The organism is Kangiella sp. M94, from assembly GCF_054926195.1.
In genome coordinates this window covers 2,838,751-2,864,051 of the sequence record NZ_CM142903.1, presented here as the reverse complement: position 1 = coordinate 2,864,051, position 25,301 = coordinate 2,838,751, and the positions used below count along the sequence as shown (strand labels likewise).

General features: G+C 45.2%; 28 protein-coding genes and 1 tRNA gene. 20 read left to right on the top strand and 9 right to left on the bottom strand.

Features of this window, described 5'->3' with window-relative positions:
• Positions 1-25: 25 nt before the first annotated feature.
• From ACYTXU_RS13355 to pilG, 3 genes are read right to left on the bottom strand one after another with little or no spacing between them, the layout of a single operon-like run.
• Complete coding sequence (locus tag ACYTXU_RS13355) at positions 26-574, bottom strand: chemotaxis protein CheW (protein ID WP_462207342.1); 549 nt, start codon at positions 572-574, stop codon at positions 26-28.
• A 6-nt stretch (positions 575-580) separates the two neighbouring features.
• Complete coding sequence (locus ACYTXU_RS13350; RefSeq protein ID WP_012800162.1) at positions 581-946, bottom strand: response regulator transcription factor; 366 nt, start codon at positions 944-946, stop codon at positions 581-583.
• Between the two features lie 36 nt (positions 947-982).
• A complete protein-coding gene (gene pilG / locus ACYTXU_RS13345; protein ID WP_462207339.1) occupies positions 983-1,381 on the bottom strand; it encodes a twitching motility response regulator PilG in 399 nt (132 codons plus the stop codon).
• Positions 1,382-1,620: 239 nt separating this feature from the next.
• On the opposite strand from pilG, the gene gshB reads away from it, so the two are divergent.
• The 5 genes from gshB to ACYTXU_RS13320 all read left to right on the top strand — a co-directional run bounded on the left by gshB (position 1,621) and on the right by ACYTXU_RS13320 (position 6,983).
• Positions 1,621-2,571, top strand: coding sequence for a glutathione synthase (gene gshB, locus ACYTXU_RS13340; protein ID WP_462207337.1), 951 nt, complete (start codon positions 1,621-1,623; stop codon positions 2,569-2,571).
• Between the two features lie 58 nt (positions 2,572-2,629).
• A complete protein-coding gene (locus ACYTXU_RS13335; RefSeq protein ID WP_462207335.1) occupies positions 2,630-3,541 on the top strand; it encodes an energy transducer TonB in 912 nt (303 codons plus the stop codon).
• A 47-nt stretch (positions 3,542-3,588) separates the two neighbouring features.
• Positions 3,589-4,152: a YqgE/AlgH family protein gene (locus ACYTXU_RS13330; RefSeq protein WP_462207333.1), complete on the top strand. Its 564-nt coding sequence runs from the start codon at positions 3,589-3,591 to the stop codon at positions 4,150-4,152.
• On the top strand, positions 4,152-4,592 hold the full coding sequence (ruvX, locus tag ACYTXU_RS13325) for a Holliday junction resolvase RuvX (RefSeq protein ID WP_462207332.1): 441 nt from the start codon (positions 4,152-4,154) through the stop codon (positions 4,590-4,592). Before ACYTXU_RS13330 ends, ruvX begins: the two co-directional genes overlap by 1 nt.
• 129 nt (positions 4,593-4,721) lie before the next feature.
• Positions 4,722-6,983 carry a bifunctional diguanylate cyclase/phosphodiesterase gene (locus ACYTXU_RS13320; protein WP_462207330.1) on the top strand — a complete coding sequence of 754 codons (2,262 nt, stop codon included), beginning with the start codon at positions 4,722-4,724 and terminating at the stop codon, positions 6,981-6,983.
• A 75-nt stretch (positions 6,984-7,058) separates the two neighbouring features.
• Here the strand turns inward: ACYTXU_RS13320 and ACYTXU_RS13315 are convergent, their stop codons facing one another.
• Together ACYTXU_RS13315 and ACYTXU_RS13310 are read right to left on the bottom strand one after the other, a co-directional pair.
• Positions 7,059-8,201, bottom strand: a complete 1,143-nt coding sequence (locus ACYTXU_RS13315) for a PilT/PilU family type 4a pilus ATPase (RefSeq protein ID WP_462207328.1) — start codon at positions 8,199-8,201, stop codon at positions 7,059-7,061.
• 9 nt (positions 8,202-8,210) lie between these two features.
• Positions 8,211-9,245 (bottom strand): type IV pilus twitching motility protein PilT, encoded by a 1,035-nt coding sequence (locus ACYTXU_RS13310; RefSeq protein ID WP_012800154.1) that lies wholly within the window; start codon positions 9,243-9,245, stop codon positions 8,211-8,213.
• A 38-nt stretch (positions 9,246-9,283) separates the two neighbouring features.
• On the opposite strand from ACYTXU_RS13310, the gene ACYTXU_RS13305 reads away from it, so the two are divergent.
• The 8 genes from ACYTXU_RS13305 to ACYTXU_RS13270 all read left to right on the top strand — a co-directional run bounded on the left by ACYTXU_RS13305 (position 9,284) and on the right by ACYTXU_RS13270 (position 15,783).
• Positions 9,284-9,985, top strand: coding sequence for a YggS family pyridoxal phosphate-dependent enzyme (locus ACYTXU_RS13305; RefSeq protein WP_462207327.1), 702 nt, complete (start codon positions 9,284-9,286; stop codon positions 9,983-9,985).
• A gap of 80 nt (positions 9,986-10,065) precedes the next feature.
• Entirely contained in the window at positions 10,066-10,923 is an 858-nt protein-coding gene (gene proC / locus ACYTXU_RS13300; protein ID WP_462207325.1) for a pyrroline-5-carboxylate reductase, read from the top strand.
• A gap of 21 nt (positions 10,924-10,944) precedes the next feature.
• Entirely contained in the window at positions 10,945-11,532 is a 588-nt protein-coding gene (locus ACYTXU_RS13295; RefSeq protein ID WP_462207324.1) for a YggT family protein, read from the top strand.
• Positions 11,533-11,687: 155 nt separating this feature from the next.
• Positions 11,688-12,149 carry a DUF4426 domain-containing protein gene (locus ACYTXU_RS13290; protein ID WP_462207322.1) on the top strand — a complete coding sequence of 154 codons (462 nt, stop codon included), beginning with the start codon at positions 11,688-11,690 and terminating at the stop codon, positions 12,147-12,149.
• A gap of 93 nt (positions 12,150-12,242) precedes the next feature.
• A complete protein-coding gene (gene rdgB, locus ACYTXU_RS13285; RefSeq protein ID WP_462207321.1) occupies positions 12,243-12,875 on the top strand; it encodes an RdgB/HAM1 family non-canonical purine NTP pyrophosphatase in 633 nt (210 codons plus the stop codon).
• 5 nt (positions 12,876-12,880) lie between these two features.
• Entirely contained in the window at positions 12,881-14,098 is a 1,218-nt protein-coding gene (gene hemW, locus ACYTXU_RS13280; protein ID WP_462207319.1) for a radical SAM family heme chaperone HemW, read from the top strand.
• Between the two features lie 51 nt (positions 14,099-14,149).
• Positions 14,150-15,169 (top strand): META domain-containing protein, encoded by a 1,020-nt coding sequence (locus ACYTXU_RS13275; protein ID WP_462207318.1) that lies wholly within the window; start codon positions 14,150-14,152, stop codon positions 15,167-15,169.
• Positions 15,170-15,255: 86 nt separating this feature from the next.
• The gene (locus ACYTXU_RS13270) at positions 15,256-15,783 is read left to right on the top strand and encodes an REP-associated tyrosine transposase (RefSeq protein WP_462207317.1); all 528 of its coding nucleotides are present in this window, start codon (positions 15,256-15,258) and stop codon (positions 15,781-15,783) included.
• 213 nt (positions 15,784-15,996) lie between these two features.
• Here the strand turns inward: ACYTXU_RS13270 and trmB are convergent, their stop codons facing one another.
• Positions 15,997-16,698: a tRNA (guanosine(46)-N7)-methyltransferase TrmB gene (gene trmB / locus ACYTXU_RS13265; protein WP_462209439.1), complete on the bottom strand. Its 702-nt coding sequence runs from the start codon at positions 16,696-16,698 to the stop codon at positions 15,997-15,999.
• Between the two features lie 172 nt (positions 16,699-16,870).
• Between trmB and ACYTXU_RS13260 the strand changes: the two genes are divergently transcribed.
• The 4 genes from ACYTXU_RS13260 to ACYTXU_RS13245 all read left to right on the top strand — a co-directional run bounded on the left by ACYTXU_RS13260 (position 16,871) and on the right by ACYTXU_RS13245 (position 20,269).
• Complete coding sequence (locus ACYTXU_RS13260; RefSeq protein WP_462207316.1) at positions 16,871-18,700, top strand: SLC13 family permease; 1,830 nt, start codon at positions 16,871-16,873, stop codon at positions 18,698-18,700.
• A gap of 11 nt (positions 18,701-18,711) precedes the next feature.
• Complete coding sequence (gene mutY / locus ACYTXU_RS13255) at positions 18,712-19,767, top strand: A/G-specific adenine glycosylase (protein ID WP_462207315.1); 1,056 nt, start codon at positions 18,712-18,714, stop codon at positions 19,765-19,767.
• A 60-nt stretch (positions 19,768-19,827) separates the two neighbouring features.
• Positions 19,828-20,103 carry an oxidative damage protection protein gene (locus tag ACYTXU_RS13250; protein ID WP_290624634.1) on the top strand — a complete coding sequence of 92 codons (276 nt, stop codon included), beginning with the start codon at positions 19,828-19,830 and terminating at the stop codon, positions 20,101-20,103.
• Positions 20,104-20,193: 90 nt separating this feature from the next.
• A tRNA-Phe gene (locus ACYTXU_RS13245) sits at positions 20,194-20,269 on the top strand.
• A gap of 369 nt (positions 20,270-20,638) precedes the next feature.
• Here the strand turns inward: ACYTXU_RS13245 and ACYTXU_RS13240 are convergent.
• Together ACYTXU_RS13240 and ACYTXU_RS13235 are read right to left on the bottom strand one after the other, a co-directional pair.
• Positions 20,639-21,094, bottom strand: a complete 456-nt coding sequence (locus ACYTXU_RS13240) for a helix-turn-helix domain-containing protein (protein WP_462207314.1) — start codon at positions 21,092-21,094, stop codon at positions 20,639-20,641.
• Positions 21,095-21,104: 10 nt separating this feature from the next.
• Entirely contained in the window at positions 21,105-21,404 is a 300-nt protein-coding gene (locus ACYTXU_RS13235) for a type II toxin-antitoxin system HigB family toxin (protein ID WP_462207313.1), read from the bottom strand.
• Between the two features lie 232 nt (positions 21,405-21,636).
• On the opposite strand from ACYTXU_RS13235, the gene ACYTXU_RS13230 reads away from it, so the two are divergent.
• Genes ACYTXU_RS13230 through ACYTXU_RS13220 form a run of 3 tightly spaced genes read left to right on the top strand, consistent with a single transcriptional unit; the run spans position 21,637 to position 24,214 of the window.
• On the top strand, positions 21,637-23,055 hold the full coding sequence (locus ACYTXU_RS13230) for an NfeD family protein (RefSeq protein WP_462207311.1): 1,419 nt from the start codon (positions 21,637-21,639) through the stop codon (positions 23,053-23,055).
• A 20-nt stretch (positions 23,056-23,075) separates the two neighbouring features.
• Positions 23,076-23,822, top strand: coding sequence for a slipin family protein (locus tag ACYTXU_RS13225; RefSeq protein ID WP_462207310.1), 747 nt, complete (start codon positions 23,076-23,078; stop codon positions 23,820-23,822).
• A complete protein-coding gene (locus tag ACYTXU_RS13220) occupies positions 23,822-24,214 on the top strand; it encodes a DUF3224 domain-containing protein (protein ID WP_462207308.1) in 393 nt (130 codons plus the stop codon). Before ACYTXU_RS13225 ends, ACYTXU_RS13220 begins: the two co-directional genes overlap by 1 nt.
• 71 nt (positions 24,215-24,285) lie before the next feature.
• Here ACYTXU_RS13220 and ACYTXU_RS13215 read toward each other — a convergent pair whose 3' ends face one another.
• On the bottom strand, positions 24,286-25,266 hold the full coding sequence (locus tag ACYTXU_RS13215) for a hypothetical protein (protein ID WP_462207306.1): 981 nt from the start codon (positions 25,264-25,266) through the stop codon (positions 24,286-24,288).
• Between the last annotated feature and the right edge of the window lie 35 nt (positions 25,267-25,301).

The window sequence follows — 25,301 nt, the reverse complement described above, 5'->3', positions numbered from 1 at the left end:
CTTAACTTCATATTGTTGTAAAAATTCACACAGCGACCTGGTGAAGTTCCGGACTTTCCGATAACTCCTTCATCCCAAAAACCCGCCATAACTCCCCGTTTCGTTCAAAACCCCCTACAATGTAAGGAGCAATAACTGCATCGGCAGTCAAGCTGCCTTCGACTTGCTCACCTTCTTCAAAGTGGTGCAAGCCACGTACTTCATCAACAATCAGACCTAAATATGACCCATGCTGATCAAGCACTAAAACTCTTTGTTTTAAAATATTTCTAGAACTAGGACGACCCAGATATTCCTGTAAATCAACTAGCGCCAACAAAACACCACGCAAGTTAGCAACACCCTTCAACCAGCTTTTGGAGCCAGGGACTTTGGTTGTTTGAGGAACAGGGATAATTTCAGAAATTTCATCAAGCGGAGCAATATAGTTTATGTTATTCAATACAAAACTAACTCCGCTATAGAAAGCGCCACCACTAACGTCATGTTGTGGTAGCGAGTCACGATGTTTCTGACTACGTTCGGCTATGTCAGCAAGTATGCCAACAATATTGGTCGCATCAGTTCCAGACATAAGAGATTATGATCCTAATACGTTATTCACAGACTCTAATAAAGAGGCTTCATCCACAGGCTTCGTAATATAGTCATTGGCGCCTTGGCGCATGCCCCAAACTCGGTCAGTTGCTTGCGACTTAGTAGATACGATAATAATAGGGATTGATGATGTTGCAGGATCTTTTTTCAGTTGTCGAGTTGCCTGAAAGCCGTTCAAACCCGGCATCACAACATCCATAAGAATAACATCAGGGTGGTTGGCTTTTGCTGAAACGATGCCCGACTCACCATCAGGAGCAGTAATAACCTGATGGCCATTCTTTTCTAGCATGCCGGTTAAAATATGTGCTTCTGTTGGAGAATCGTCAACAATTAGTACACGCGCCATTATAAATTACCTCTCTTTAAAATCTTAAATTCTTAATCAAGCCACAGCCGGTTTGTTTTGTAACTGCTGGGATATGGCATTTAATAATTCGTCTCGGCTAAATGGCTTGGTCAAATAGTTATCAGAACCAACGACTCTGCCCTTTGCCTTATCAAACACCCCATCTTTACTGGATAACATAATGATAGGAGTGCCCTTAAAATTCTGGTTACTCTTTACGAGTGCACATGTTTGATACCCGTCCAGGCGCGGCATCATAATATCGATGAAGATAATATCGGGCTTATAATCGGCAATCTTAGATAAAGCGTCATATCCATCTACGCCCGTTACTACATCACATCCCTGTTTTTTCAAAAGTGTCTCAGCAGTACGACGAATAGTTTTACTATCGTCCACTACCATCACTTTCAAACCTTTGAACAAATCACTCATGTATGGCTACCTATGAACAGCGAAAATTCACTATTTAATAAAGAGTTAGCGCCTTTTCTTCAACTTTTTTTTAGATTTCTACTTACCTTTTAGCATAAAAGTCAAGAAGTCGCAAAACAGTTCACATTTTCAGACTAATTCTGTTGCTGAATCCATGCAACCTTTTTCTTCTAAGAATAAAGGTTTTGCTGGTTCAAGCTTCATGATAACTTATTATTAAACCACATTCTTTTTCTTTTATGTCATATTCTTTATTAATGGTCATGGATCCCATCGACCAGGTTAATACCGTTAAAGATACCAGTTTCGGATTGCTACTAGAGTCGCAACGCCGAGGCTGGAATTTATACTATTGCCAACAACACGACCTTTATTTGGAAGAAGGCGAAGTCAGGGTCAACTGTCAGTCCCTCAAAGTGTTCAACAATCCGCACAAATGGTTCGAGACTGAAGAGCCTGAAAGCAAGAGCTTAAGCTCCTTTCACACGGTATTGATGCGCAAAGATCCGCCATTTGATATGAATTATATTTATAGCACCTACCTTCTCGAGCTGGCTCAGGAGCAAGGAACACTCGTGGTTAACAACCCAAGAAGCCTGAGAGATTGTAATGAAAAACTGTTTACGGCCTGGTTTCCTGAGCTGACTCCACCTACCCTGGTTACCTCCAAAGCTCATTTACTGAAACGCTTTATTGCAGAACACCAGGATGTCATTTTAAAACCTCTGGATGGCATGGGTGGAGCCTCTATCTTCCGTATCAAACAAGGCGACCCCAATACCTCTGTCATTATTGAAACCTTGACCCTGAGTGGACAACATCTTGCCATGGCCCAACGTTTCATCCCCGAAATAACGCAGGGTGATAAGCGAATTCTGGTAGTTAACGGTGAAGTTATTCCTTATGTACTAGCACGAATTCCACAAAAAGGTGAGACCCGTGGCAATCTTGCAGTAGGTGGTAGCGGTGTTCCTATGCCCATCACTGAGCAAGAAAAGAAACTGGCCGAAACAATTGCTCCAGAATTGGTCAAACGAGGATTATTCTTTGTTGGATTAGATGTGATTGGTAACTATGTGACCGAAATAAACGTTACCAGCCCCACTTGTATGCGAGAATTAGAAAATGAATATGGCATAAATATTGCCGCCAAGCTTTTCGAAAGTATTGAGCAACAAATAACACAATAAAAATACCTTACCCTTTAAATTAACAGCAACCTATGAATAAGAGCCTATGAGCCAGGTCATGCAACCGCCTCAAAAAGAATTGGTAAAACTCAATCAGTCGCCGGTAAAAGACGGCGATCGCTTGAAGTTCACTTTATTTCTGGCTATCTGCTTCCATCTGCTGCTTTTTTTAGGGGTACGCTTTGTGTTGCCACAAACAGAGCCCAGCCAGATTCCCATTTCTCTTGATGTGACATTGGCTCAACGGGAAAGCATCGAGCCTCCTGAAAAAGCCGACTTCGTTGGTCAAACCAATCAACAAGGTGCCGGTGAGTCCGAAACAGCCGAACGTGCGACTACTAAACTCGAACATTTCAAAAATGTTGAAGGAGAAACTGACACCCCTTCTTTGGAGCTGGTGCCCGAGCAACACCAGTCCAAACAAACTTTACAGCTAGTCACCACCGACGATTCACAACAGACCATAGAGCAACCCACTGATACCGAGGACAACCAACAAAATACACCGGACCAAGTCAACCAGCCGACTGAAATCACGCCACCACCCGAACGACTGGAGCAGTACAATCTTGAGCAGGATGTTGCTAACCAGTTACAAACCCGTGGCCTGAAAAAACGCCAGATTTCTGCCGCTATTTATGAATCACCAGCAGACGCTCAATACCTTGAACTGTGGCGCAAAAAAGTCGAGCAGGTGGGTAATTTACATTACCCCGAGCAAGCGAAAAGGCGAGGCATCTATGGCAGCTTAACCTTAAAAGTCAGTATTGATAAAGATGGCAATCTGCTCGATGTTGTTATTCTTAGGACATCCGGTGAAAAGATCCTTGATCAAGCCGCGCTGGACATCGTTCGTTTGTCCGCTCCTTTTGAACCCCTCCCAGAGTCCATTCGACAGAATACGGATATTTTAGAAATTGTTCGCACCTGGCAGTTCAAACCTGACCATAGCTTAAATACCAGAAATTGATACAATAAACTTTATTCATTCACCTTTAAGTTAGTGACCGTTTATACATGGAAGCGATTCAATCTTTAGCCAACCACCTGCTTGTTGCCATGCCAACTTTACATGACCCTTTTTTCTCAAGGAGTGTTACCTATATTTGTGAGCATAATGAGCAAGGAGCTTTGGGTCTTGTATTAAGTCTGCCTCTGGAAGCAACTTATGACGAATTATTCAAGCACCTCAATATCGATACAGCAGCCGATCATGTTGACCAGCGTGTTTTACTCGCTGGAGGCCCGGTAGATCGCGAGCGAGGATTTATTCTGCATACTCCTATAGGAAGCTGGGAATCATCCTTAACTATCAGTGATGATATCGCCTTATCAACTTCTGAAGATATTTTACAGGCAATCGCTAAACATGAAGGCCCAGAAGATGTTGTTATTACGCTTGGTTACGCAGGCTGGGATGAGGGGCAACTCGAAAAAGAAATCGAAGAAAACTCCTGGTTATTTGCCCCCGCTGATAATGACATTATATTCAGAACTCGTCCTGAGGAGCGCTGGCTAAAAGCTACTCAACTGCTCGGAATTGACTGGACACAAATAGCAGAGCAGGAAGGCCACGCCTGATGGCAACATTAACCGATGCCGAACGCTATCTTTGCTTTGATTTTGGAGAGAAGAGACTGGGCGTTGCAACAGGTATGCGCACCCAAATGTCGAGTCAGGCACTGACTGTTCTTGCTGTCACTAATGACCAACCCGATTGGAAGCTCATCGAAAATCTGATTAGAGAGTGGAGCGTACAAGCTTTTGTGGTTGGATTACCCCTTAATATGGATGACAGCGAGCAGGAGGTCACTCAAAAAGCACGCAAATTTGCCAATAGATTGCATGGCCGCTTTGGTCTTCCCACCTATCTACATGATGAGCGATTAAGCTCCGCCGAAGTCAAAGATTACTTGTATGAAATAGGCGGTTATAAGAAATTAAAGCAAAACCCGATCGATGCTTATGCGGCTGAACTGATACTCAAAGGCTTCTTCGAACAGCATCACCAACAGAGTTGATATTTGTCAACTTGCGTAAAACCTGCTTATAATCAGTGCAGGCTCACCACCTTTGATGCTTGGCCGTCTGTGCCTAAGCATAAAAGGACAAGGGCTTAAGCAAACAACAAGGAGTCAGCAAAGGAACTAATGCTGGATAGAATCTCAAACGATCAAAAGCTATTATGGAGCTTTCTTGGGCTTCTGTGGCTAAACTTTGTCGTTTTCGCAGCATTTACCTACTTTGCCCAGCGTGACCAGCTTCTCGAAAACGCCTTCCAACAACTGACCCATCAATCTGAGTTAACTGGCAGTGTCCTGGATGAGTGGATGTCAGCTAGGATAGGATTAGTCACTGGTTTAGCCGAAGAAATTGCTTCCAAACCTCCTGAACAGCATGACTCCATCCCACAAATTTACTTTGAACGAATAGCTGATACCAACTTATTGCAATACCTCGGTTATGGTTTAGAAAGTGGTTTCTATACTTCCAACCCCTGGCCGTTACCAAAAGGATATGACCCAAGGCTCCGACCCTGGTATAGAAATGCCAAAGAGGCAATGCAACCAACCATTTCTGAACCCTATTTGGGTGTCGATGACTATACAACGACTTACCTGGCTTTTACTGCGCCGATTTTAGTAGATGACCAATTTTATGGGGTCGTCACCGGTGATGTCAGTTTTAACGATATCCACCAACAAATACTATCAACTCCAGTCATCTACGATGGTCAGTTTAACCTTATCAAACGCAATGGTGATGCAGTATTACGACCTGTTGACCCCAGCGTCGAAGAGGTAGCTCCAGAGTTTTTTTCTTCTCAGATTACACGTGATCAACTTAATGAAGCCCTTAGCCGAACATCTATTACTGAGATCACTGCCGACGATGCGATCCTCGTCTTCTACCCTTTACAACATGTCGACTGGTGGTTGACCGCAGAAATTGATAAGCAATTATTGTTAGCGCCGGTTTATAGTAGCTTGATCAATATATTACTGCTTTTTCTAGCCATTGCTCTGAGTACCACCTTGCTACAAAAAATTTATGCTCGTCGTGTTTATAAACCCATCCTGCGCCAAATGCAGATCGATTATCATACAGATTTACCCAATAAGAATAAGTTTATGGAACAGATGCACAAGCTAACCCTGTCTAACCTTAAACATGGATTGTGTATTCTGATTCATTTCAAAGATATGTCTTCATTGCTGTCAGGCTATTCACAGGAATCAATACATTCGATCTATCAACAAACGCTCAATCGAATTCGGAATAGTTTTGTCAGGGAGTATATCGTTGGTTCTGTGGCTCATGACCAACTCGCCATTTTTATTCCTTTTTTAAACTCTCCCAATCCTGCTTTTGTGGAACGTCGACTGCAGCACCTGGAAACCGTCCTCAATTCGCCTTTCCACATAGAAGACAGTGATAAGGAGAAGGGCATGGCATTAGCCGCCATCAACCTGGCCAGTGCCCGCTACCCCGAAGATGCCAACGTCTTTGACCTACTCCATAAAGCCAATATGGCATTATCGACCTTGCAAAACTCCAGCGCCCATTACGCCCAATACCATGATAATGTCATAACACAGTTAGCTACTGAGTCCGAACTCACTCAAGCACTTCATAACGCTTTGCAAAATGATGAGTTCTCATTAGTCTTTCAACCTCAGATCGACTGCTTAAGCAATTCTATTACTGGGGTTGAAGTATTCTCTCGCTGGCATTCTGCCAGTTTGAATAAAACCATTTCGCCTCAAGTCTTTATTCCACTTGCTGAGAAACACAACCTTATACGCAAATTTTCTATCTGGCTACTTCACTCACTATTCAAGCAAATTGCTTCCTGGCTTAAAGCCGAGCTCCCGGCTCCACGTTTCGCTCTTAATCTGTCCAGCCTAAACTTACATGACCCAGTGTTCATGAAACAGTTTTTCCAGCTGATAAAAAACTATGAGATACCACCGGAAATACTACAGGTTGAGATTACTGAGCATATTTCTCTCGAGCTTTTCTCTGACAGCCATAATCCTTTACAGACTATGCGTAATCGAGGCATCTCTATCGCAATTGATGATTTCGGTACCGGTTATTCATCCCTAACTTATTTGAAATATTTGCCCATTGATACCATCAAAATCGACCGCTCATTCATTAAGTCACTACCCACCAGTCAATCAGATCTGGCTTTGAGCAAAGCCATTATTGATATTGGCAGAGAGTTTGAATTAAAAGTGGTAGCAGAAGGTGTGGAAACACAGGACCAGCTTGAACTACTGAAGAATCACGGCTGCTATCAAATTCAGGGGTATCTATTTAGCAAACCCTTAACTGCCGAACAGCTTAGCGAGTTTGTAAGCCAATGGCACCAGAAAGATCACGGTGAATTATCGATGACTCGATAGTTGTAATTTCATGCAGATCATAAAAAAGCCAGCAAGATTGCTGGCTTTTTATCATGTGTCTTAAATAAGACAAGGTTAGAACATTCGTCCACTACCCCGATCATCGTCCATCTCAACTTGAAGCCCTTCTGTGCCCTCAGTAAGAGAATCAGCATCTTTTTCATGTAGCTTGATCTTAAGACGCAAGTCGTTCGCCGAATCAGCATACAACAATGCATCTTCATAATTGATCTCGCCTTCAACGTACAAATCAAACAATGCCTGATCAAAGGTTTGCATTCCAAGTTCTCTCGAGCGAGCCATTAATTCCTTAAGTAAGTGAACCTCACCTTTGCGGATATGATCAGAAATCAAAGGTGTGTTAATTAAGATTTCAATCGCTGCACGTCGACCCTTTCCATCTTTAGTCGGTACTAGCTGTTGCGCAATAATGGCGCGAGTATTCAAAGACAAATCCATTAACACCCTAGAATGCTCTTCTTTCGGGAAGAAGTGCAAAATACGGTCAATAGCCTGGTTCGCGTTATTGGCGTGTAAAGTACATAAACACAAGTGACCAGTCTCAGCGAAAGTGATCGCGTTGGACATAGTTTCTTTAGTACGAACCTCACCAATCAGAATAACATCGGGTGCCTGACGCAGGGTATTTTTCAGTGCTACTTCAAATGACTCCGTATCAATCCCGACTTCACGCTGGGTGATAATACATTGATCATGTCGATGCACGTACTCAATAGGATCCTCAATACTGATGATATGGCCTGCAGAATTACGATTTCTATAACCAATCATCGCAGCCAGTGAGGTTGATTTACCGGTACCGGTTGCGCCGACAAAAATAATAATCCCACGTTTTTTCATGACCAGGTCATTCAAAATATTAGGGATCTTCAGCTCTTCTGTGGTTGGAATCTTGGTTTCAATACGACGAACCACTAAACCCGGTTGATTACGCTGGTAAAAAGCACTGGCACGGAAACGACCAATATTTTCTACACTAATCGCATATTGGCACTCTTTCTTCTCTTCCAGTTCCTTCTTTTGCTTTTCTGTCATTGAAGAATGAATCAGCGCTTCAACATGCGCCGGAGTCAGCATTGTTTTGGTGACCGGAACGATTTTGCCGTTGATTTTAATACAGGGCGGACGATGGACTGTTACAAACAAATCCGAACCCTTATGTTCCATTAGTGCTTTTAATAGTGGATTAATATCCATTAATGTCTCCTAGAAATCTTCTTTGCTCTTGGCTTTTGCACGGGCATCAGTACGTGACACAACACCCTTACTGACCAACTGCTTCAAGCTGTGATCCAGCGTCTGCATACCAAGTGACAAACCCGTCTGCATCGCAGAGTACATTTGTGCGACCTTATCTTCACGAATCAGGTTTCGAATGGCTGGCGTACCCACCAAAATTTCATGGGCTGCCACACGACCACCACCATTTTTCTTCAACAGTGTTTGTGCAATAACTGCCTGCAATGACTCCGATAACATAGAGCGAACCATCGCTTTCTCACCGGCAGGGAACACATCAACCACACGGTCAATGGTCTTAGCCGCAGAGGTGGTATGTAGGGTACCAAATACCAAGTGACCCGTTTCCGCCGCAGTTAACGCTAAGCGAATAGTTTCAAGGTCACGCATCTCACCAACCAGAATAATATCCGGATCTTCACGAAGCGCTGAACGCAATGCATTTGAGAAACTGTGTGTATCACGATGCACTTCACGCTGGTTAACCAGACATTTCTTACTTTCGTGTACGAACTCGATGGGGTCCTCAATGGTAAGAATATGATCATGCTTATTTTCATTCACATAATCGATCATGCCAGCCAGCGTTGTTGATTTACCGGAACCTGTTGGCCCTGTAACCAAAACCAAACCACGTGGCTCTAATGAGATATCCTGGAAAATTTTCGGCGCATTTAACTCTTCTAAAGTTAATACGCGAGAAGGAATGGTACGGAAAACTGCGGCACGGCCACGATTTTGTACAAAGGCGTTAACACGGAAACGTGCTAAATCTTTTAATTCAAACGAGAAGTCAGCCTCAAGGAACTCTTCATAGTCCTTTCGCTGCTTATCATTCATAATATCGTAGATTAACGTGTGCACTTCCTTGTCTTCAAATGGCGGAACATTGATGCGACGAATGTCGCCATCGACACGAATAAGAGGCGGCATACCCGCAGAAATATGCAAATCCGATGCATTATTCTTTACACTGAAAGCTAAAAGCTCTGTAATATCCATATGTTAGACCCCACACCTGATAATTGCGTTTTAATAATATGTCTAGGATAGCCTCTCATCTTGCAGATCTGCAACTACAAATCGTAAAAACCTGCGCTAAGCGACGGATTTTTAAACACTATGTGCAATTAGTCGCTGTTAGTAAAAGACATTCTGCAGACAGTATTCGTGAAGCTTATGCTGCGGGACAGCGTGATTTTGGTGAAAATCAGGTGCAAGAAGCAGTGGATAAGATCTCTAACCTGTCCGATCTCAACATTAATTGGCACATGATAGGCGCCATCCAAAGCCGCAAGTGCAAAGATATTGCTCAACATTTCGACTGGGTACAAAGCGTTGATCGCTTAAAAGTGGCCAATAAGCTCAATGAACATCGCGATAAGGCTCAATCTCCTTTAAATGTGCTAATACAAGTCAATCTATTTGGTGAAAGCCAGAAAGCAGGTGTCGATGCAGCACAATGCAAAAAACTGGCTCATGAGATTATACAACTACCGCGACTCAGATTGCGCGGACTCATGGCGCTACCACCTAAACAAACCGATCCGCAGCTACAGTTTCATCAATTCGAAAAAATACACCAGCTCTACCAGCAGCTACAGTCCGACTATCCACAGCTCGACACCCTATCCATGGGTATGTCCGGTGATTATGAGCAAGCTATTTTGGCTGGCAGCACCATGATACGATTAGGCACAGCCATCTTCGGTGAGCGTAAGCAGCCAGCTGCTGGGCAGTAAAATAGCCAGTCAAGCTCGGCTTTGTTATGCTATGCGCACTTTTGGCAAACCCACTGTTTAGTTAAACGAATAAGGTACTCATGTCTGACGCAATTCAAGCTATCGCAAATGCAAAAATTGGTTTTATCGGTGCCGGTAATATGGCAGCCAGTATTCTCGGCGGATTGATCCAATCAGGTCTTTCAGCCAAACAGATTTTCGTTAGTAATCCTAGCCAGGGTAAGCTTGATGCATTGCTGGAGCGTTACCCTGATCTGAATACCAGCAACGATAACGCCTTTGTTGCTAAAAATGCCGATTATCTATTGCTCTCAGTCAAACCACAAAAAATGGCTGTTGCCTGCAAACCTTTACAGTCGTTAGATCTAAAGTGTTGCATCATTTCCGTCGCGGCTGGTGTTGCTTGCCAGACCATCGAAGATTTATTGGGTAGCACGATACCGGTTATCCGATCCATGCCTAATACACCCTCATTAATCGGTGCTGGAGCGACAGGTTTATTCGCTAACCGACATACTAGCGAGCAACACAAACAGGCAGCTACCGCTATTTTTGACGCGGTGGGGCTTAGCGTCTGGGTGGATGATGAATCACAAATGGATCTGGTTACCGCGGTTTCTGGCAGTGGCCCAGCTCATTATTTCTTGTATATGGAATCGGTGGTAGTTGCAGCTATTAAACAAGGCCTTCCGGAATCTACCGCCCGGCAGCTTGCAGCACAGACCGCACTCGGCGCTGCCCGTATGGTACAGGACAACCCCGACCTTGAAATTAGCCAGCTGCGACGCAATGTTACTTCCCCAGGTGGTACCACAGCAGCCGCATTAGACGTTTTGAATAATGGCAAGCTCCCTGAGCTGGTTGCCAACGCTGTTAACGCCTCCGTAGTTCGAGGAAAAGAGCTTGCTGAAATTGCCAGCAAGTCTGAGCAAGATTAACGATATTAAGAGCCCTAACGCATGAATCCAGCATTTATCATCCTTGAGTATGTTATCAACCTGTTTGCCATGGTGTTCCTGGTGCGTGTATTGCTACAGCTTGGCAGCGCTGACTTTTTTAATCCCATAGCTCAGTTTATCCACAAATTTACCGCGCCGGTCATCAATCCGTTACGCCCAATATTGCCTGATCTGGGTAAGTTTAACTTAGCAGCTTTTATTGTGGCGCTCGCCCTGATAACCGGAAAAATATTCGCCATCGTATACTTATTCATCCCTGAAGCAGAAGCCGCCAGACTTACCACTGAGATTTTCTTGTTTCTCGTTCTGGTGGGGCTAGGACCTATTTCAGGCTTATTCATGGTTATTTCCAACCTGCTTCTAATCCTGTTCATTGGTTTGATGATCGCCAGTTTTATGAGTGGTGGTCGCCACCATCCGGTGCTTATTTTCCTATTCCAGGTCACACGTCCTATTCTAAGACCCATTCAGCGCATCATTCCCCCACTGGGTGGCACCATTGATTTATCGCCCATGATTGTTTTGTTGGGCTTGTTCTTTTTACAAGGTGTTTTATTTAAGTTTGGTAACAGCCTGCTTGCCCCATAATAGCTTTAGCCACAACAGCACTGCCCGGATTTTTTTCTCATTCGGGCAAGTCTTCAATGAAGACTATTGAGTATTGTATTACACTGAAGACTTAAACTGTTTCCTAAGCACTGCTGAGGAAACTCCATCGCCAAGGACATAGTGGGAGGCTTTCTATGCAAACCAGAATTTCAACCTTAATTTGCTCGCTTATTACGGTAGTAGCTTTATTTTTGGCTACTTCTGCAAACACAGCACTTGCCGCTGAAAAAAAAGTCGGCGACTACATCATCTACTACAACGCATTTAACAGCTCTTTTTTACAACCCGATATTGCCAGCAACTACAATATTCCGCGCAGTGGTTTTACCGCGGTGTTAAATGTCTCAATTCATAAAGATGGAGAACCAACCAAGCAGACTGCTGTTCCGGCGAATGTCCGGGGTAAGGTCATCAACAGCTTGTCCCAATTTAATGAACTTGCTTTCAAGGAAATTAAAGAAGAAAAAGCCATTTACTATATCTCTGATTTCCAGTTTCGCCCTGAAGAAGAAATGACTATTGAATTCACAGTACGTATCCCGGGTTTTGAAAGACCGGAAACCATTAGCTTTAAACAGAAATTCTTTAGTGAATAAGCCTTCTAAGCCACTTAGACCTGCTATTAAGTTTAAGTGGCGCCTCTTTTTTGCGCTATAATAGTGACCACTCACTTTAATCAATCAAACCTCATGCAAAAAATCGTTCTAGCTTCCGGCAACACCAAGAAGGTCAAAGAGCTGAGCGAACTGCTCGCCAGTTTCGACTATCAGATTATTCCGCAAACAGAGCTTAACGTGTCTGAAGTTCCAGAAACCGGCACCACTTTTGTTGAAAACGCCATCATCAAGGCTCGTCATGCTGCGAAAGTGACTGGCTTGCCAGCCATTGCCGATGATTCAGGCATTGAGGTGGACTATCTTAAAGGCATGCCAGGCATCTACTCTGCTCGCTTTGCTGCACTTGATGATCCCGCTCATCAAGGCAACGCAGATGACCAGGCGAACAACGACTTATTAGTCACCAAACTTAATGAGGTACCAACTGCCGAGCGTAGCGCACGTTACCAATGCATTCTGGTCTTTATGGAACATGCTGACGACCCGACCCCTCTTATCTGCCAGGGCAGCTGGGAAGGTCGTATTTTAGAACAGGAGCAAGGTGAAGGAGGTTTTGGCTATGACCCTTTGTTCTGGTGTCCCGAGCATCAGTGCGCTGCCGCTGAGTTATCTGCCGAGCAAAAAGCTGCTATCAGTCACCGCGGCAAGGCCTTACGCAGTTTGATGGAACAGCTAACTGCTGTTCATACCGCCAAGAATTCATAGCTACCATGTCATTACTGACCAATCCACCCCTGTCACTCTACATCCATATTCCCTGGTGTATTCGTAAATGCCCTTACTGTGATTTTAATTCGCATGGCATTAAACAGCTTGGTGGACTTGACGATATTCCCGAACAGGCCTATATCGATCGATTGTTATTAGATCTTGAGCAGGAATTACCTTTAGTCTGGGGACGCAGACTGCACAGCATTTTTATCGGTGGCGGCACGCCCAGCTTATTTTCTGCTGAGGGTATGGATCGCTTAATCAGTGGCGTTCGGGCACGCATTCCCTTTGAGGGCGATATCGAAATTACCATGGAAGCCAACCCGGGCACTTTCGAAGCCGAACGGTTTGCAGGTTTTCGTCAGGCCGGTATTAACCGCCTGTCGATAGGCGTGCAAAGTTTCAATGCCAGGCATCTTGAACTGCTTGGCCGCGTGCACAATCCCGAACAGGCAATTGCAGCCGCAGAGTTTGCTCATCAGGCTGGATTTCGTTCTTTTAATCTCGACTTAATGCACGGCCTGCCTGACCAAACTACTGAACAGGCTTTGTCTGATTTACAGACAGCCATCAATCTCAAACCTCAACATATTTCCTGGTATCAACTAACCATTGAGCCTAATACCTTGTTTTATCAGCAACCGCCAACCTTGCCGGTGGATGACACTCTGTGGTCCATTCAGGATGAAGGCCAAGCTTTATTGCAGCAACATGGTTATGGTCAATATGAAATTTCGGCCTTTGCAAAAGAACCACAATTTCGCTCACAACATAATTTAAATTATTGGCAATTCGGTGACTACCTTGGCATTGGCGCCGGAGCGCACGGAAAAATTACCCGTCTTGATCTTAACCAGGTCCATCGCACCACCAAAAGTCGCCACCCAAAAGACTATTTGCAAAAAACAGTTACCGAGGTGCGCGCCAGCCACCCAATTCCCGAGCACGAAATTCCTTTTGAGTTTATGCTCAATACGTTACGTTTATTAGACGGTGTTCCAACAGCCTATTTCGAGCAACGCGGCGGGATTCTGCTTAACGACATCCAACCAGCTATTGTCCAGGCCGCTGAAGATGGACTTTTACATATCACAAGGGATAGAATTCAACCCACGGAAAAAGGGACTCTGTTTCTCAATGAGCTTCTGCAACGCTTTATTCACGAAGAAATCGACCCCAAAAAAAGCGACCGAATTAATATAATATCGCTCAATTAAAACATACAATGCACACCATAAAGTTACAGAAAAACAAAAAGGAAATTAGTTATGGATTTCACTCGACTCCCCACCATTTGGCTAATTGGCTGCTTGCTGCTAGTTAGCTGCAGCTCAGAGCCAGACAAGACGAACCAACCCCAAAACTCGGATAATAAACAAGATGATAGCTTGTCTAAAGATAGCGTATCAGCAGAGTTCATTTGCGCCCATTTACTGGTTAAAGCTGACTTTTATGGCGAAAACCTGACTCTTATCATTGAAGACAAAAGTTACCAACTGAGCCAAACCTCAAGCGGCTCTGGGAGCAAGTTTGAGAATAAATCTAACAATATTATGTTCTGGCAAAAAGGCGATAGTGCCATTCTCGAATTCAATGACAGTAATTCCAATTGTCAGAAAGTCACTGTCCAACGCTCCGACAGAACCAGCGATCAATTAAAACTTCCTTTTACCGCACGTGGCAATGAACCTGGCTGGCTATTGAACATAAACAAAAGTCAGCTTGAACTCATCACGGATTATGGCAAGGACACAACAACTAGTTCTTTCGCCAGCCAACCACTCATCAAGATTGGACAAAGCATTCAATTGGAAACACCCGATGATAAACTATCGTTGCTGGTGGAAGATAAACTTTGCCACGACTCAATGAGTGGCATGCCTTATCCCTATACGGTTTCAATACAGACTAAGCAGAAAATACTGAACGGATGTGGAGGCGAGCCGCGCTCATTGCTCACCGAAAGTAACTGGACAGTACTTTCGGTTGCAGACAACTTACTCATCCAGGACTCTAAAATCTCACTTAACTTCAACGCTCAAATGGAACTGGGCGGCGTGGCCAGCTGCAATCGCTACGCCACCACATACAGCCTCTCCGGAGAAGGTATTTCCATTAGCCCCATCACCACCACCTTAATGGCTTGCGAACCACCACTGATGAAACAAGAAGCTAACTTTCTTAAACACCTCGCCAACATTACCCGCTTTGATATCACCAACTATGGCCAGCTGACTTTAGTCACCAGCCAAGGTGAAACCATAAAAGCCGCGCCGGATAATCAGTAAGCTCTGAAATTTAATCTTCCCATAGGGTCCGCGAAGGCACCTCAACACAATCAATCATCAAACTCTATTAAGTAAAGGAATACTTTATGGCCAATTATCGTCGCGCCTACGAAAATGGTGCAACTTATTTTTTTACTGTCAATTTACAGGATAGAAACTCCAGTCTTCTTACCGATAATATCCATTTGCTTACGAAGGCTATCCGTACAGTTCGTAGATCTTACCCCTTTCAAACTGATGCTCTGGTCATTCTGCCTGAGCACTTACATACCGTGATAACACTTCCTGATAGCCAGTATGATTTTTCCATCATTTGGCGTTATATAAAAGGTGAGTTTTCTCGTTCTATTAAGCCCTCGCAGTCAGAAATAAATGTTACTCAGACACGAAGCGAAAGAGGCATTTGGCAAAGACGTTTTTGGGAGCATAAAATTCGTGGCCCAAAAGACTATGAAAATCATATTAATTATTGTTATTACAATCCGGTCAAACATGGTTATGTTTCAAATGTAGCTGATTGGAAATACTCCACCTTCCACCGGGATGTCGCAAAAGGACTATTCCCCAAAGATTGGGCAAGCAATTCTAACTTTGAAGGCAGCTTTGGTGAGTAATCAGTGGTGGGCCAAGGCCCACCCTACAGCATGGGGAAGCTATTTCGTAGGGTGCGCCTTGGCGCACCAATTTGCAACCAACAGCTCCCATACAAATAATTAGGATATTTTGCCGAGAACGCGGCATTTCATGATTGAAAAAGAGGATTTACCCAATGAGGTAATGACGATTTTGAGATCATGAAATAACAAAGTTATCGGCAAAATAGACAATTATTTCGCTGAAAACATCAGATCCCAAACCCCATGACCAAGCTTCTGCCCCCTAGCTTCAAACTTAGTCAACGGACGCGAATCAGGCTTTGGCACATAGTCACCTGTCTCTGACAGATTTTTAAACTCTTCCATGGGGTTCAATACTTCGAGCATGTATTCGGCGTAGTTTTCCCAGTCGGTGGCTAGATGCAGGATGCCACCTTGGACTAGTTTCTTATGTAATTTCTTGCAAAATTCCGTTTGCACGATACGGCGTTTGTGGTGTTTCTTTTTATGCCAGGGATCGGGGAAGAAAATCTGAATGCGTTCAAGACTGTTGTCTGGGATGCAATGATCGATAATCTCTACCGCATCGTGATTGATGACGCGTAGATTGGTCAGCTCATATTCTTCGGCCAGCACTAAACAGGCGCCCACCCCGGGCTTGTGCACTTCGATGCCGATAAAATCTTTGTCGCGTTCGTTGGCGGCCTGTTCCGCCAGCGACTTGCCCATACCAAAACCAATTTCTAAGACCACTGGAGCTTTGCGACCGAAAATGCTCTCGAAGTTATAAGTCTGCTTCTGGAGCTCAAGACTCATTTGTGGAAATAGCTCTTCCATGGCGCGTTGCTGACCTTTAGTTAGTCGCCCTTCGCGCAGAACATAACTACGGATTTTGCGGATTCGTTTTTCGCTTTTAGTCTCTTCGGAACTCACTGATTTATCTCGGCTTGCAGGGATTGGCGCGATTTTAGCACACTCTTTATACAGTTTTGCATCATTAGCTTTGGCCTGACAAAAAGGATTGCGAAAATAGCCCCAAATCAGTAAGGTGAGCAGTTCGACCCGGCATAAAAACAATGACATAGAGTAGGAGTGGAACTAAGGAATGCCGTTTCCTGATTTACCAAACAATCACGCTCTTTTTGTGCTGCTACTGACGGTCTTTGCGTTGTACCTGTTTCGTCGCGACGATATTCCGCTCGAAACCTCGTGCGTGATCGTTTTGCTGATGCTGACTATTGGCTTCAGCTTTGCTCCTTTCCATAACTTCAATGGCCGCCTCGAACCGATGCAGTTCTTTAGCGGTTTTGGTCATGAAGCTTTGATTGCGGTCTGTAGTTTGATGGTCTGTGGCCAGGGACTAGTGCGAACCGGTGCTCTTGAACCCATCGGGCGCTTTCTCGGCAAAATATGGAAAACCTCACCGCTCTTTTCCCTGCTTTTAACTCTTATTATTGCTGGTGTACTCAGCGCTTTCGTTAACAATACGCCGATTGTTGTATTGCTCCTCCCGATTCTTGTCAGCGTTGCCATTCGCACCAAAAGTAGTCCGTCTTCGCTGTTAATGCCGATGGGTTTCGCCACCATAATCGGTGGTATGGCAACCACTATTGGTACCTCAACTAACCTCCTGGTGGTTTCGGTTGCATCCGACCTTGGCTTGCCCGATTTTGGCATGTTCGACTTTTTACTGCCTGCCAGCATCGCCGCCAGCGTTGCAATTGTTTATCTATGGCTGGTCGCTCCGCGCATCCTGCCTGAACGTCAGGCGGTTATGAAGAACACCTCTCCGCGAGTATTTACTGCCCAGTTGCATATCGAAGAAGGTTCATTCGCTGACGGCAAGACTCTGTCTGAAGTCATCAATAAAACCGATGGTCAGATGAAGGTCATTCGTATCCAGCGCGGCGAAGAAATTTCCATCGTTCCGATGCCCGATGCCAAAGTAAAGGCTGGCGACCGGCTGCGAGTGATCGACTCTCCGGATCACCTCAAGGAATACGAGCAGGTGCTGGGCGCTAAATTGTTCCGCCGCGGCAAACTAATTAGCGAAGACCATCCGCTAACCGCCGAGAACCAGCAACTTTCTGAGATTGTTGTTACTCCTGGCTCGCCGCTCGCGGGCCGCACTCTTAAAGATGTGGAATTTATCGACCAGTATGGTCTGGTGGCGATTGCCCTACATCGTGGCGACAGCGTAGTCGATATGCACAACAAGGGTCTTGGCACCGTGACTTTACATGTGGGCGATGTGTTGCTGGTTCAGGGTGGCCAAAAAGATATTGCCGAGTTTAAGAAAAGTGGTGAAATCCTGATTCTTGATGCGACTACGGATCTGCCTAAATCGCATCGCGCACCTCGCGCATTAGCGATTATGGGTCTGGTCGTTCTGCTGGCTGCGGTTGGCGCACTGCCGATTGCCATCAGCGCCCTGGGCGGCGCCATGCTGATGATTCTTGTTCATTGCATGACCTGGCGCGAAGCCATGCACGCCCTCAGCGCACAAGTCATTCTGATTGTGGCTTCCAGTTTGGCGCTCGGTATCGCCATGATTGAAACAGGAGCTGCTGAGTATCTGGCGCAAGCATTCGTTGCTTCGCTGTATGGCGCTCCTCCTGCGGTGTTATTAAGCGGCCTGATGTTGTTGCTCGCTTTATTGACCAACGTCGTGTCAAACAACGCAGCCGCGGTTATTGGCACACCAATTGCGGTCAGTATCGCCAACCAGCTCAACCTACCAGCTGAGCCCTTTGTGATGGCGGTTCTGTTTGGTGCTAACATGAGTTTTGCCACTCCGATGGCTTATAAAACCAACCTGCTGGTCATGAGCGCAGGCGGTTATAAATTCTCAGACTTTATCAAAGTCGGCGTACCGCTGGTCATATTGATGTGGATTACCCTGTCCATCGTTCTGCCTATTCTTTATCAGTTTTAAACTAAACGCTCATGATAAAACCCTGGTCATCCACAGACTTTGCTCATCAGGTTATTGATTACTACCATGCCTTCGGGCGCAAGCATCTGCCGTGGCAGAACACTCAGGATCCCTACCTGATCTGGCTGTCAGAAATCATGTTGCAACAGACTCAAGTCACCACCGTCATTCCCTATTTTGAGCGCTTCGTCGCAAGTTTCCCGACCCTGACCGATCTGGCACAGGCCAGCGACGATCAGGTCATGCAGCATTGGAGTGGACTGGGTTATTACAGTCGCGCCCGTAACCTGCACAAAGCCGCACGCATCATCGAAAACGAATACGACGGCCAGTTTCCGCGCGATCCTGAGGTTATCGAAACCCTGCCCGGTATCGGTCGCTCAACTGCAGGCGCCATCGCCTCTTTTGCTTTTGGCCAGCCCACTGCCATTCTCGATGGTAACGTCAAGCGTGTACTGGCACGCTGCTACGCCATTGAAGGCTGGCCGGGTAACGGCAAAGTTTTAAAAGCTTTATGGGAAAGAGCCGAAGCTAACACGCCCAAACAAGAAACCGCTGCCTACAATCAGGCGATGATGGACTTAGGCGCCGTGGTCTGTACCCGCAGCAAACCCGATTGCCAAAGCTGCCCATTATCTGGGAACTGCCTGGCCTATCACAATGGCAACGTTGACCAGTACCCCGGCAAAAAGCCCAAGAAAGCGCGCCCCAGTAAATCGGTTTATTGGCTCATCAGTATTAAGGAAGACAAAGTCATGCTGCATAAAAGACCTCCAAGCGGCATCTGGGGTGGCCTGTGGGCTTTACCCGAAGTGCAGCAGCAAGACATGAGCCCTGAAGACATCCAACAGCTCGAAGCATTTGTGCATAAATTCAGCCACTACGAGCTAAAGGTGCAACCTCTTATTCTTAGCTCACAAGCAGAGAAAGCATTAGTGGAAAAAAATTCCCATCCGAGTATCATGGAGCCCGCACAAGCAGACTGGTTTAGTCAAAGTCAGCTGAGCGAGATTGGCCTACCCACTCCGGTCAGCAAATTACTGAGCAAACTCTTAGAAAGTTCCTAGAGAACGCCTGAGTTTGAAAAGCACGGCAAACCACTCAACCGATGACAAGTGGAGATAGAAATGTCACGCACCGTATTCTGCAAAAAACTGCAAAAAGAAGCCGAAGGCATGTCCTTCAAACCATACCCAGGTGAACTTGGTGAAAAAATATACAACGAGATTTCGCAAGAAGCATGGACCCAATGGTTAAACCATCAAACCATGCTCATTAACGAAAAACGACTCAGCCTGATGGACCCGCAAGCGCAGTCCTATTTGGCCGAACAAATGGAAATGTACCTGTTTGGTGGCGACTACGAAAAGCCCGAAGGCTACGTCCCAGAAGAAGACAAATAAAGACCTCTTAACCTAAGCCAATAAAATTCTAATAATTTTAAGAAAGGGGCTTGACTTAAAGCCCCTCAATCGGTTTAATACGCGTCCTGCGGCCTGGTAGCTCAGTTGGTAGAGCGGAGGATTGAAAATCCTTGTGTCGGCAGTTCAATTCTGCCCCGGGCCACCATTATTAAGAAAGCCTAGCTAGAAATAGCTGGGCTTTTTTGTGCCCTGCAGAAATACTTCTCGAATTGAACTGCGTTCAATTACAAACTACATCCCTGTAGTTTGCCTTACGGTCATTGCAGCAAGCTGCAATGTGATAATTTACTGACCGCCAGGGATGGCGGGAATACAGAAAATGCAGGAGCATTTTTTCTGCCTGACAAATTGGTCTGCCCCGGGCCACCATTATTAAGAAAGCCTGACTAGAAATAGTCGGGCTTTTTTGTGTCTACAATATATTACGAATTTTCTTAGTGATTCTTTTAATTCAAAAAAAAGAGCCCTTCGGCTCTTTGCTTCAATCAACTGTCTTTGCAACTTAACTTATTGCTTACATATCTTTTTGCTCACACACAAAAAACCAGGCTGGGTTTAAATTAAATCGTTCTGATAATGATTGAATGTGCGATTTAGTTAAGCTTCTACTGCCAGAAAGAATTCTTGAAACTAATGATCGATCGCCAATTTCCGGAAAGTCTGCACCGGTTAGATTATATTGCTGCATCAATAATCTCAGTACAGCCACATCGGAACCAACACTCATTGCTTCTTGTTCAAACTGGACGATATCAGGATCTTTACTTTCATACTTTTCAATAGCGTGAGCAATGATATCAATTAAGCCATTGATAGAATCATCTTGGCCATCCTCGGCCTCTTCAAGCAGCTCTTCAATAAACGCTAAGCTTTCTTGATAATGCTCATCATCTTTTATATTGATATAATCCCTGGCCACCTCTGAAAACTGCTGGTAGCTGGACTTAATAACTTCGGCTATCTGTGACATATCAATCACCTTACCTATATTTTTGGCACAGTTTATCGTACTCGGCATGAGTTACGATGTGCTTTACATAAAACCTGTTATTGATGAATTGGATGAAGGCTAACAACCTTAAATTGTTGCCGCCAATATCAATAACCCACCACTTGTTCTTGTATTTAAAGTTATCCAATGACGGAAATAACTGACGTTGCTGATCAGGTGTTTCGAACGTATTCGCTCTTAAAACTCTATACGCATCCATAATCGCCACTCTGTCATTCGGATACTTAACACAGGCCTCCATAAAGGGCCTTTTCGTTATAATATGCATCAAATTTCGTTGTTTCCATTTTGTCAACGATTATACTGGGCGTTTCCTTTTTGTCAACTTTCAGCCTTTGCATTTTCTTCACTCTGTACACCAACTTTTCTTTTTCACAAAACTCTCACTCTTGACATAGCACCTTTGTATTCCGCATGCATTCGCGCTACATTATTCTTATGGCATGAAGCCATGAATTCCTGCTTCCCGATCTTGGGGGCTTTAGCTAGAAGGATTTGGTATGAAACAGGCTTTGTACATTGCGCTGTCTTTTCTACTCCTGTGCTTTTCGGCGCAGCAACTTCACTCTGCTGAAACAAACTCGCCTAAACGCGCCATGCAGCTCACGCTTGATGGCTCGGTCAATCCAGCTATAGCCCACTTCCTCGTCGAGAATATCGAGGAAGCTGCTGAGCAGGATTATCAGTTGATTATTATCAAAATGAATACACCCGGCGGGCTCGATCTGGCAATGCGTGACATTATTCGCGCCATTTTGTCATCGCCGGTTCCCGTCGCGACTTATGTTTATCCCCCCGGTTCGCGCGCGGCCAGCGCCGGAACTTATATTCTGTATGCCAGCCATGTCTCGGCAATGGCCCCGGCCACTAATCTTGGCGCGGCAACGCCTGTGTCTATCGGCGGTATGCCCTCTCCCGATCAACCAAACCAACCAGACCAAAGTAAAGAACCTACTCAAGATGAAGCAGCTTCTGAAAAGTCTAACGATCAACCCACACAATCCGCGCCATCCAATAAAACTGCCATGGAAAAGAAGGTTATAAACGATGCGGAAGCCTATTTAAGAAGTCTCGCCGCCTACCATGGCCGCAACATCGACTGGGTTAAAAACGCAGTGCGCGAAGGGGAAAGTCTTTCTTCAACAGAGGCGCTGGAAATCGGCGTGATTGATCTGATTGCCGAAAACCCTCAGCAACTCTTATCCATGATTCATCAAAAGTCAGTTCGTCTACCCTCAGGTCAGGGCGAAATTGATACAGACGGCATGCTCATTGATGAAATTGAAATCGATTGGAAGACCCAGCTGTTAAGCATTATCAGCGATCCGAATATTGCCTATATTTTGCTGATCGTTGGTATCTATGGCCTGATCTTTGAAGGCTACAACCCCGGTACCTTCATCCCTGGGGTTATCGGCGCTATCAGCCTATTGCTTGCCTTCTATGCGTTGCAAATCATGCCGGTCAATTATGTCGCCGCTGGATTATTAGTGCTCGGCATTGCCCTGCTGGTGGTCGAGGCATTCGCGCCCAGTTTCGGCATTCTCGGCGTTGGCGGAATCATCGCCTTTATTCTCGGCTCCTTCCTGCTCTTTAATGAGCCGGAAACAGGAATGGCGATTGCCATGCCGATTCTCATTTTCGTCACCATCGTCAGCGTTATATTACTCAGCTTCGTACTCAGTCTCGCCATTCGAGCCAGGAATAGACCCGTAGTCACCGGCACTGAAGAAATGCTGTCTGAAGTTGGCATTGTCGAACACGATTTTGATGACAAAGGCTGGATTAAAATTCATGGAGAGATTTGGAAAGCAAAAAGTGCCCAGCCCTTAAAAGCAGGACAGCAAGTCAAGGTAGTAGCCGTTAATGATTTAGATTTAGAGGTCATCCCAATCGTGGATGACAAACCCGAACTTTAAGCTCAATAGAAGGATTTATTATGAACATTTTTTATCCGATTATTCTGGCGCTGATCATACTGACAGTCGCCAGCATGTTTAAGATTCTTCGCGAATATGAACGTGGCGTTATTTTCATGCTTGGCCGATTCTGGAAAGTAAAAGGCCCTGGTCTGATTATCCTAATCCCCTTCGTGCAACAAATCGTGCGCGTAGATTTGCGGATTATCGTCATGGACGTGCCAACCCAGGATGTTATCTCGCGTGATAACGTCTCGGTCAAAGTAAACGCAGTGGTTTACTTCCGCGTAGTCGACCCACAAAAATCCATCATCAATGTTGAGCACTACTATGATGCCACCAGCCAGTTAGCACAAACCACACTCCGTTCCGTACTGGGTCAGCATGAACTGGATGAAATGCTCGCCTCGCGCGACCAGCTCAACGAAGACATTCAGGAGATCCTCGACAGCCAGACCGACGCCTGGGGCATTAAAGTTTCCAACGTGGAAATTAAACACGTCGATCTGGACGAAAGCATGATTCGCGCCATAGCCCAACAGGCCGAAGCCGAACGCCGCCGTCGGGCCAAAGTCATTCACGCACAAGGTGAGATGGAAGCCTCGCAAAAGTTATTCGAAGCCGCACAAGTGTTAGGGCAAAAAGAAGAAGCTCTACAACTTAGATACTTGCAAACGCTCACTGAAATCGCAGGCGAGAACAGCAACACCATCGTCTTCCCATTACCGATAGATTTGATTAAAAAGTTTGTTAGTAAGGGGGAATAATGAAAATAGAAGGTCAGTTTTCAGTAACACTGAACCCAATCGAGTCTGCCATCAATGGAACTGATGGCATGAACTTTCGTCGTATGTCGATAGAAAAAGTCTTCTCCGGCCCATTGGATGCTACCAGTAATGGCGAAATGCTCAGTGTCATGACCCCAACCAAAGGCTCAGCCGGTTATGTAGCCATCGAACAGGTAGTTGGTACCCTTGATGGAAAACAAGGGAGCTTTGTGCTGCAACATTATGGAGTGATGGAATTAGGGGCTGAGAAGTTAACCCTCGAAGTCATACCCGACTCAGGCGTGGGGCAGTTAGCTGGACTTTCTGGGCAGATGAATATTTATATCGAGGATGGTGACCATTTTTACGAGTTTGATTATCAGTTGCCCTAATGAGAAGCTTTGCGGCAATTTCGGAGCCCTGAAGCGTCCGACAATAGTGTCTGACCATGTTCCAAGCCAAGTCAGAATGGAATGTCATCATCAAACTCCGACTCTGTTAAGGGAAGGGCCTTTTGCGGCAGTGGCAGGCCGTTCGCTATATAAAGGTTTAATATATCTTCGCGGTCCATGAAGAGTATCTGACTTCTCTTGGACGCGTCTAACTTCCCTCCAAGCCAATTTCTCGCCTGTTTGGTAATTTCCCCTCCAGCAACTATAAATGCATGGTCAACCAAGACACGCCTACTTGTTTCAGGGTCGAATATTTCATGGCCGAGCATCATTAACACCTGATTGTAGATCTCGGACACGTTAGCGTTTCTTGCTTTACTTACTCCGGATGCATCCAGCTTTCCCTTTTTGACCTGTATGCCAAAGTAAAGAACATGCTGTGTGGGAAGGGCGAACCGCATCCAGATATCTTTCCCGTATTCCAAGGCCTTGTCTTTATGCCCTGCCGCCGTTATTCGGTGATAACCCAACTGCCTGAATAGAGGGAGAAGAACGTCTTCAATTAATTCGTCTTCAGAGCACTTATCCAAATAGTTAATTAACTGGTCTCGCTTTTCAATTTCTTTCGGAGTAAATGGACGATGCGGATTTGCAGAAAGTGATATTATTTTTGTGCCTACATGGCGAATATACAAGAGGGCGTCTTCTCCATAGAAAGCTTCGTAGCCTTCTCGTGACAGGGGCTTGTTCAACTCTTCCAATGCCTTTGAGCGATCAGGATCATTTGTCTCAGCGTCGGATTTATGCATTAACACACGAAGAACATGAACAAAACGTTCGGGAAGGGAGTGAGTAGCGGGTTGCGGTTCCTGAAGCAATTCCTCTAAGCGATCGGCAGCCCAACGCCAACGCGTTGACCCATCGTGGACGAAATCAAGATCGCATTCCTCAAAAAATTGAGTGATGTAACTACTTGAGCGGTAGGGGAAGAATTCTTTGTCTCCTACTACCAACTCCGCGATTGCGCGTAAGTTTCTACTCTTGAATTTCATTCCGCCTCTGTTCGTTTAACAAGAACTTCATTTCC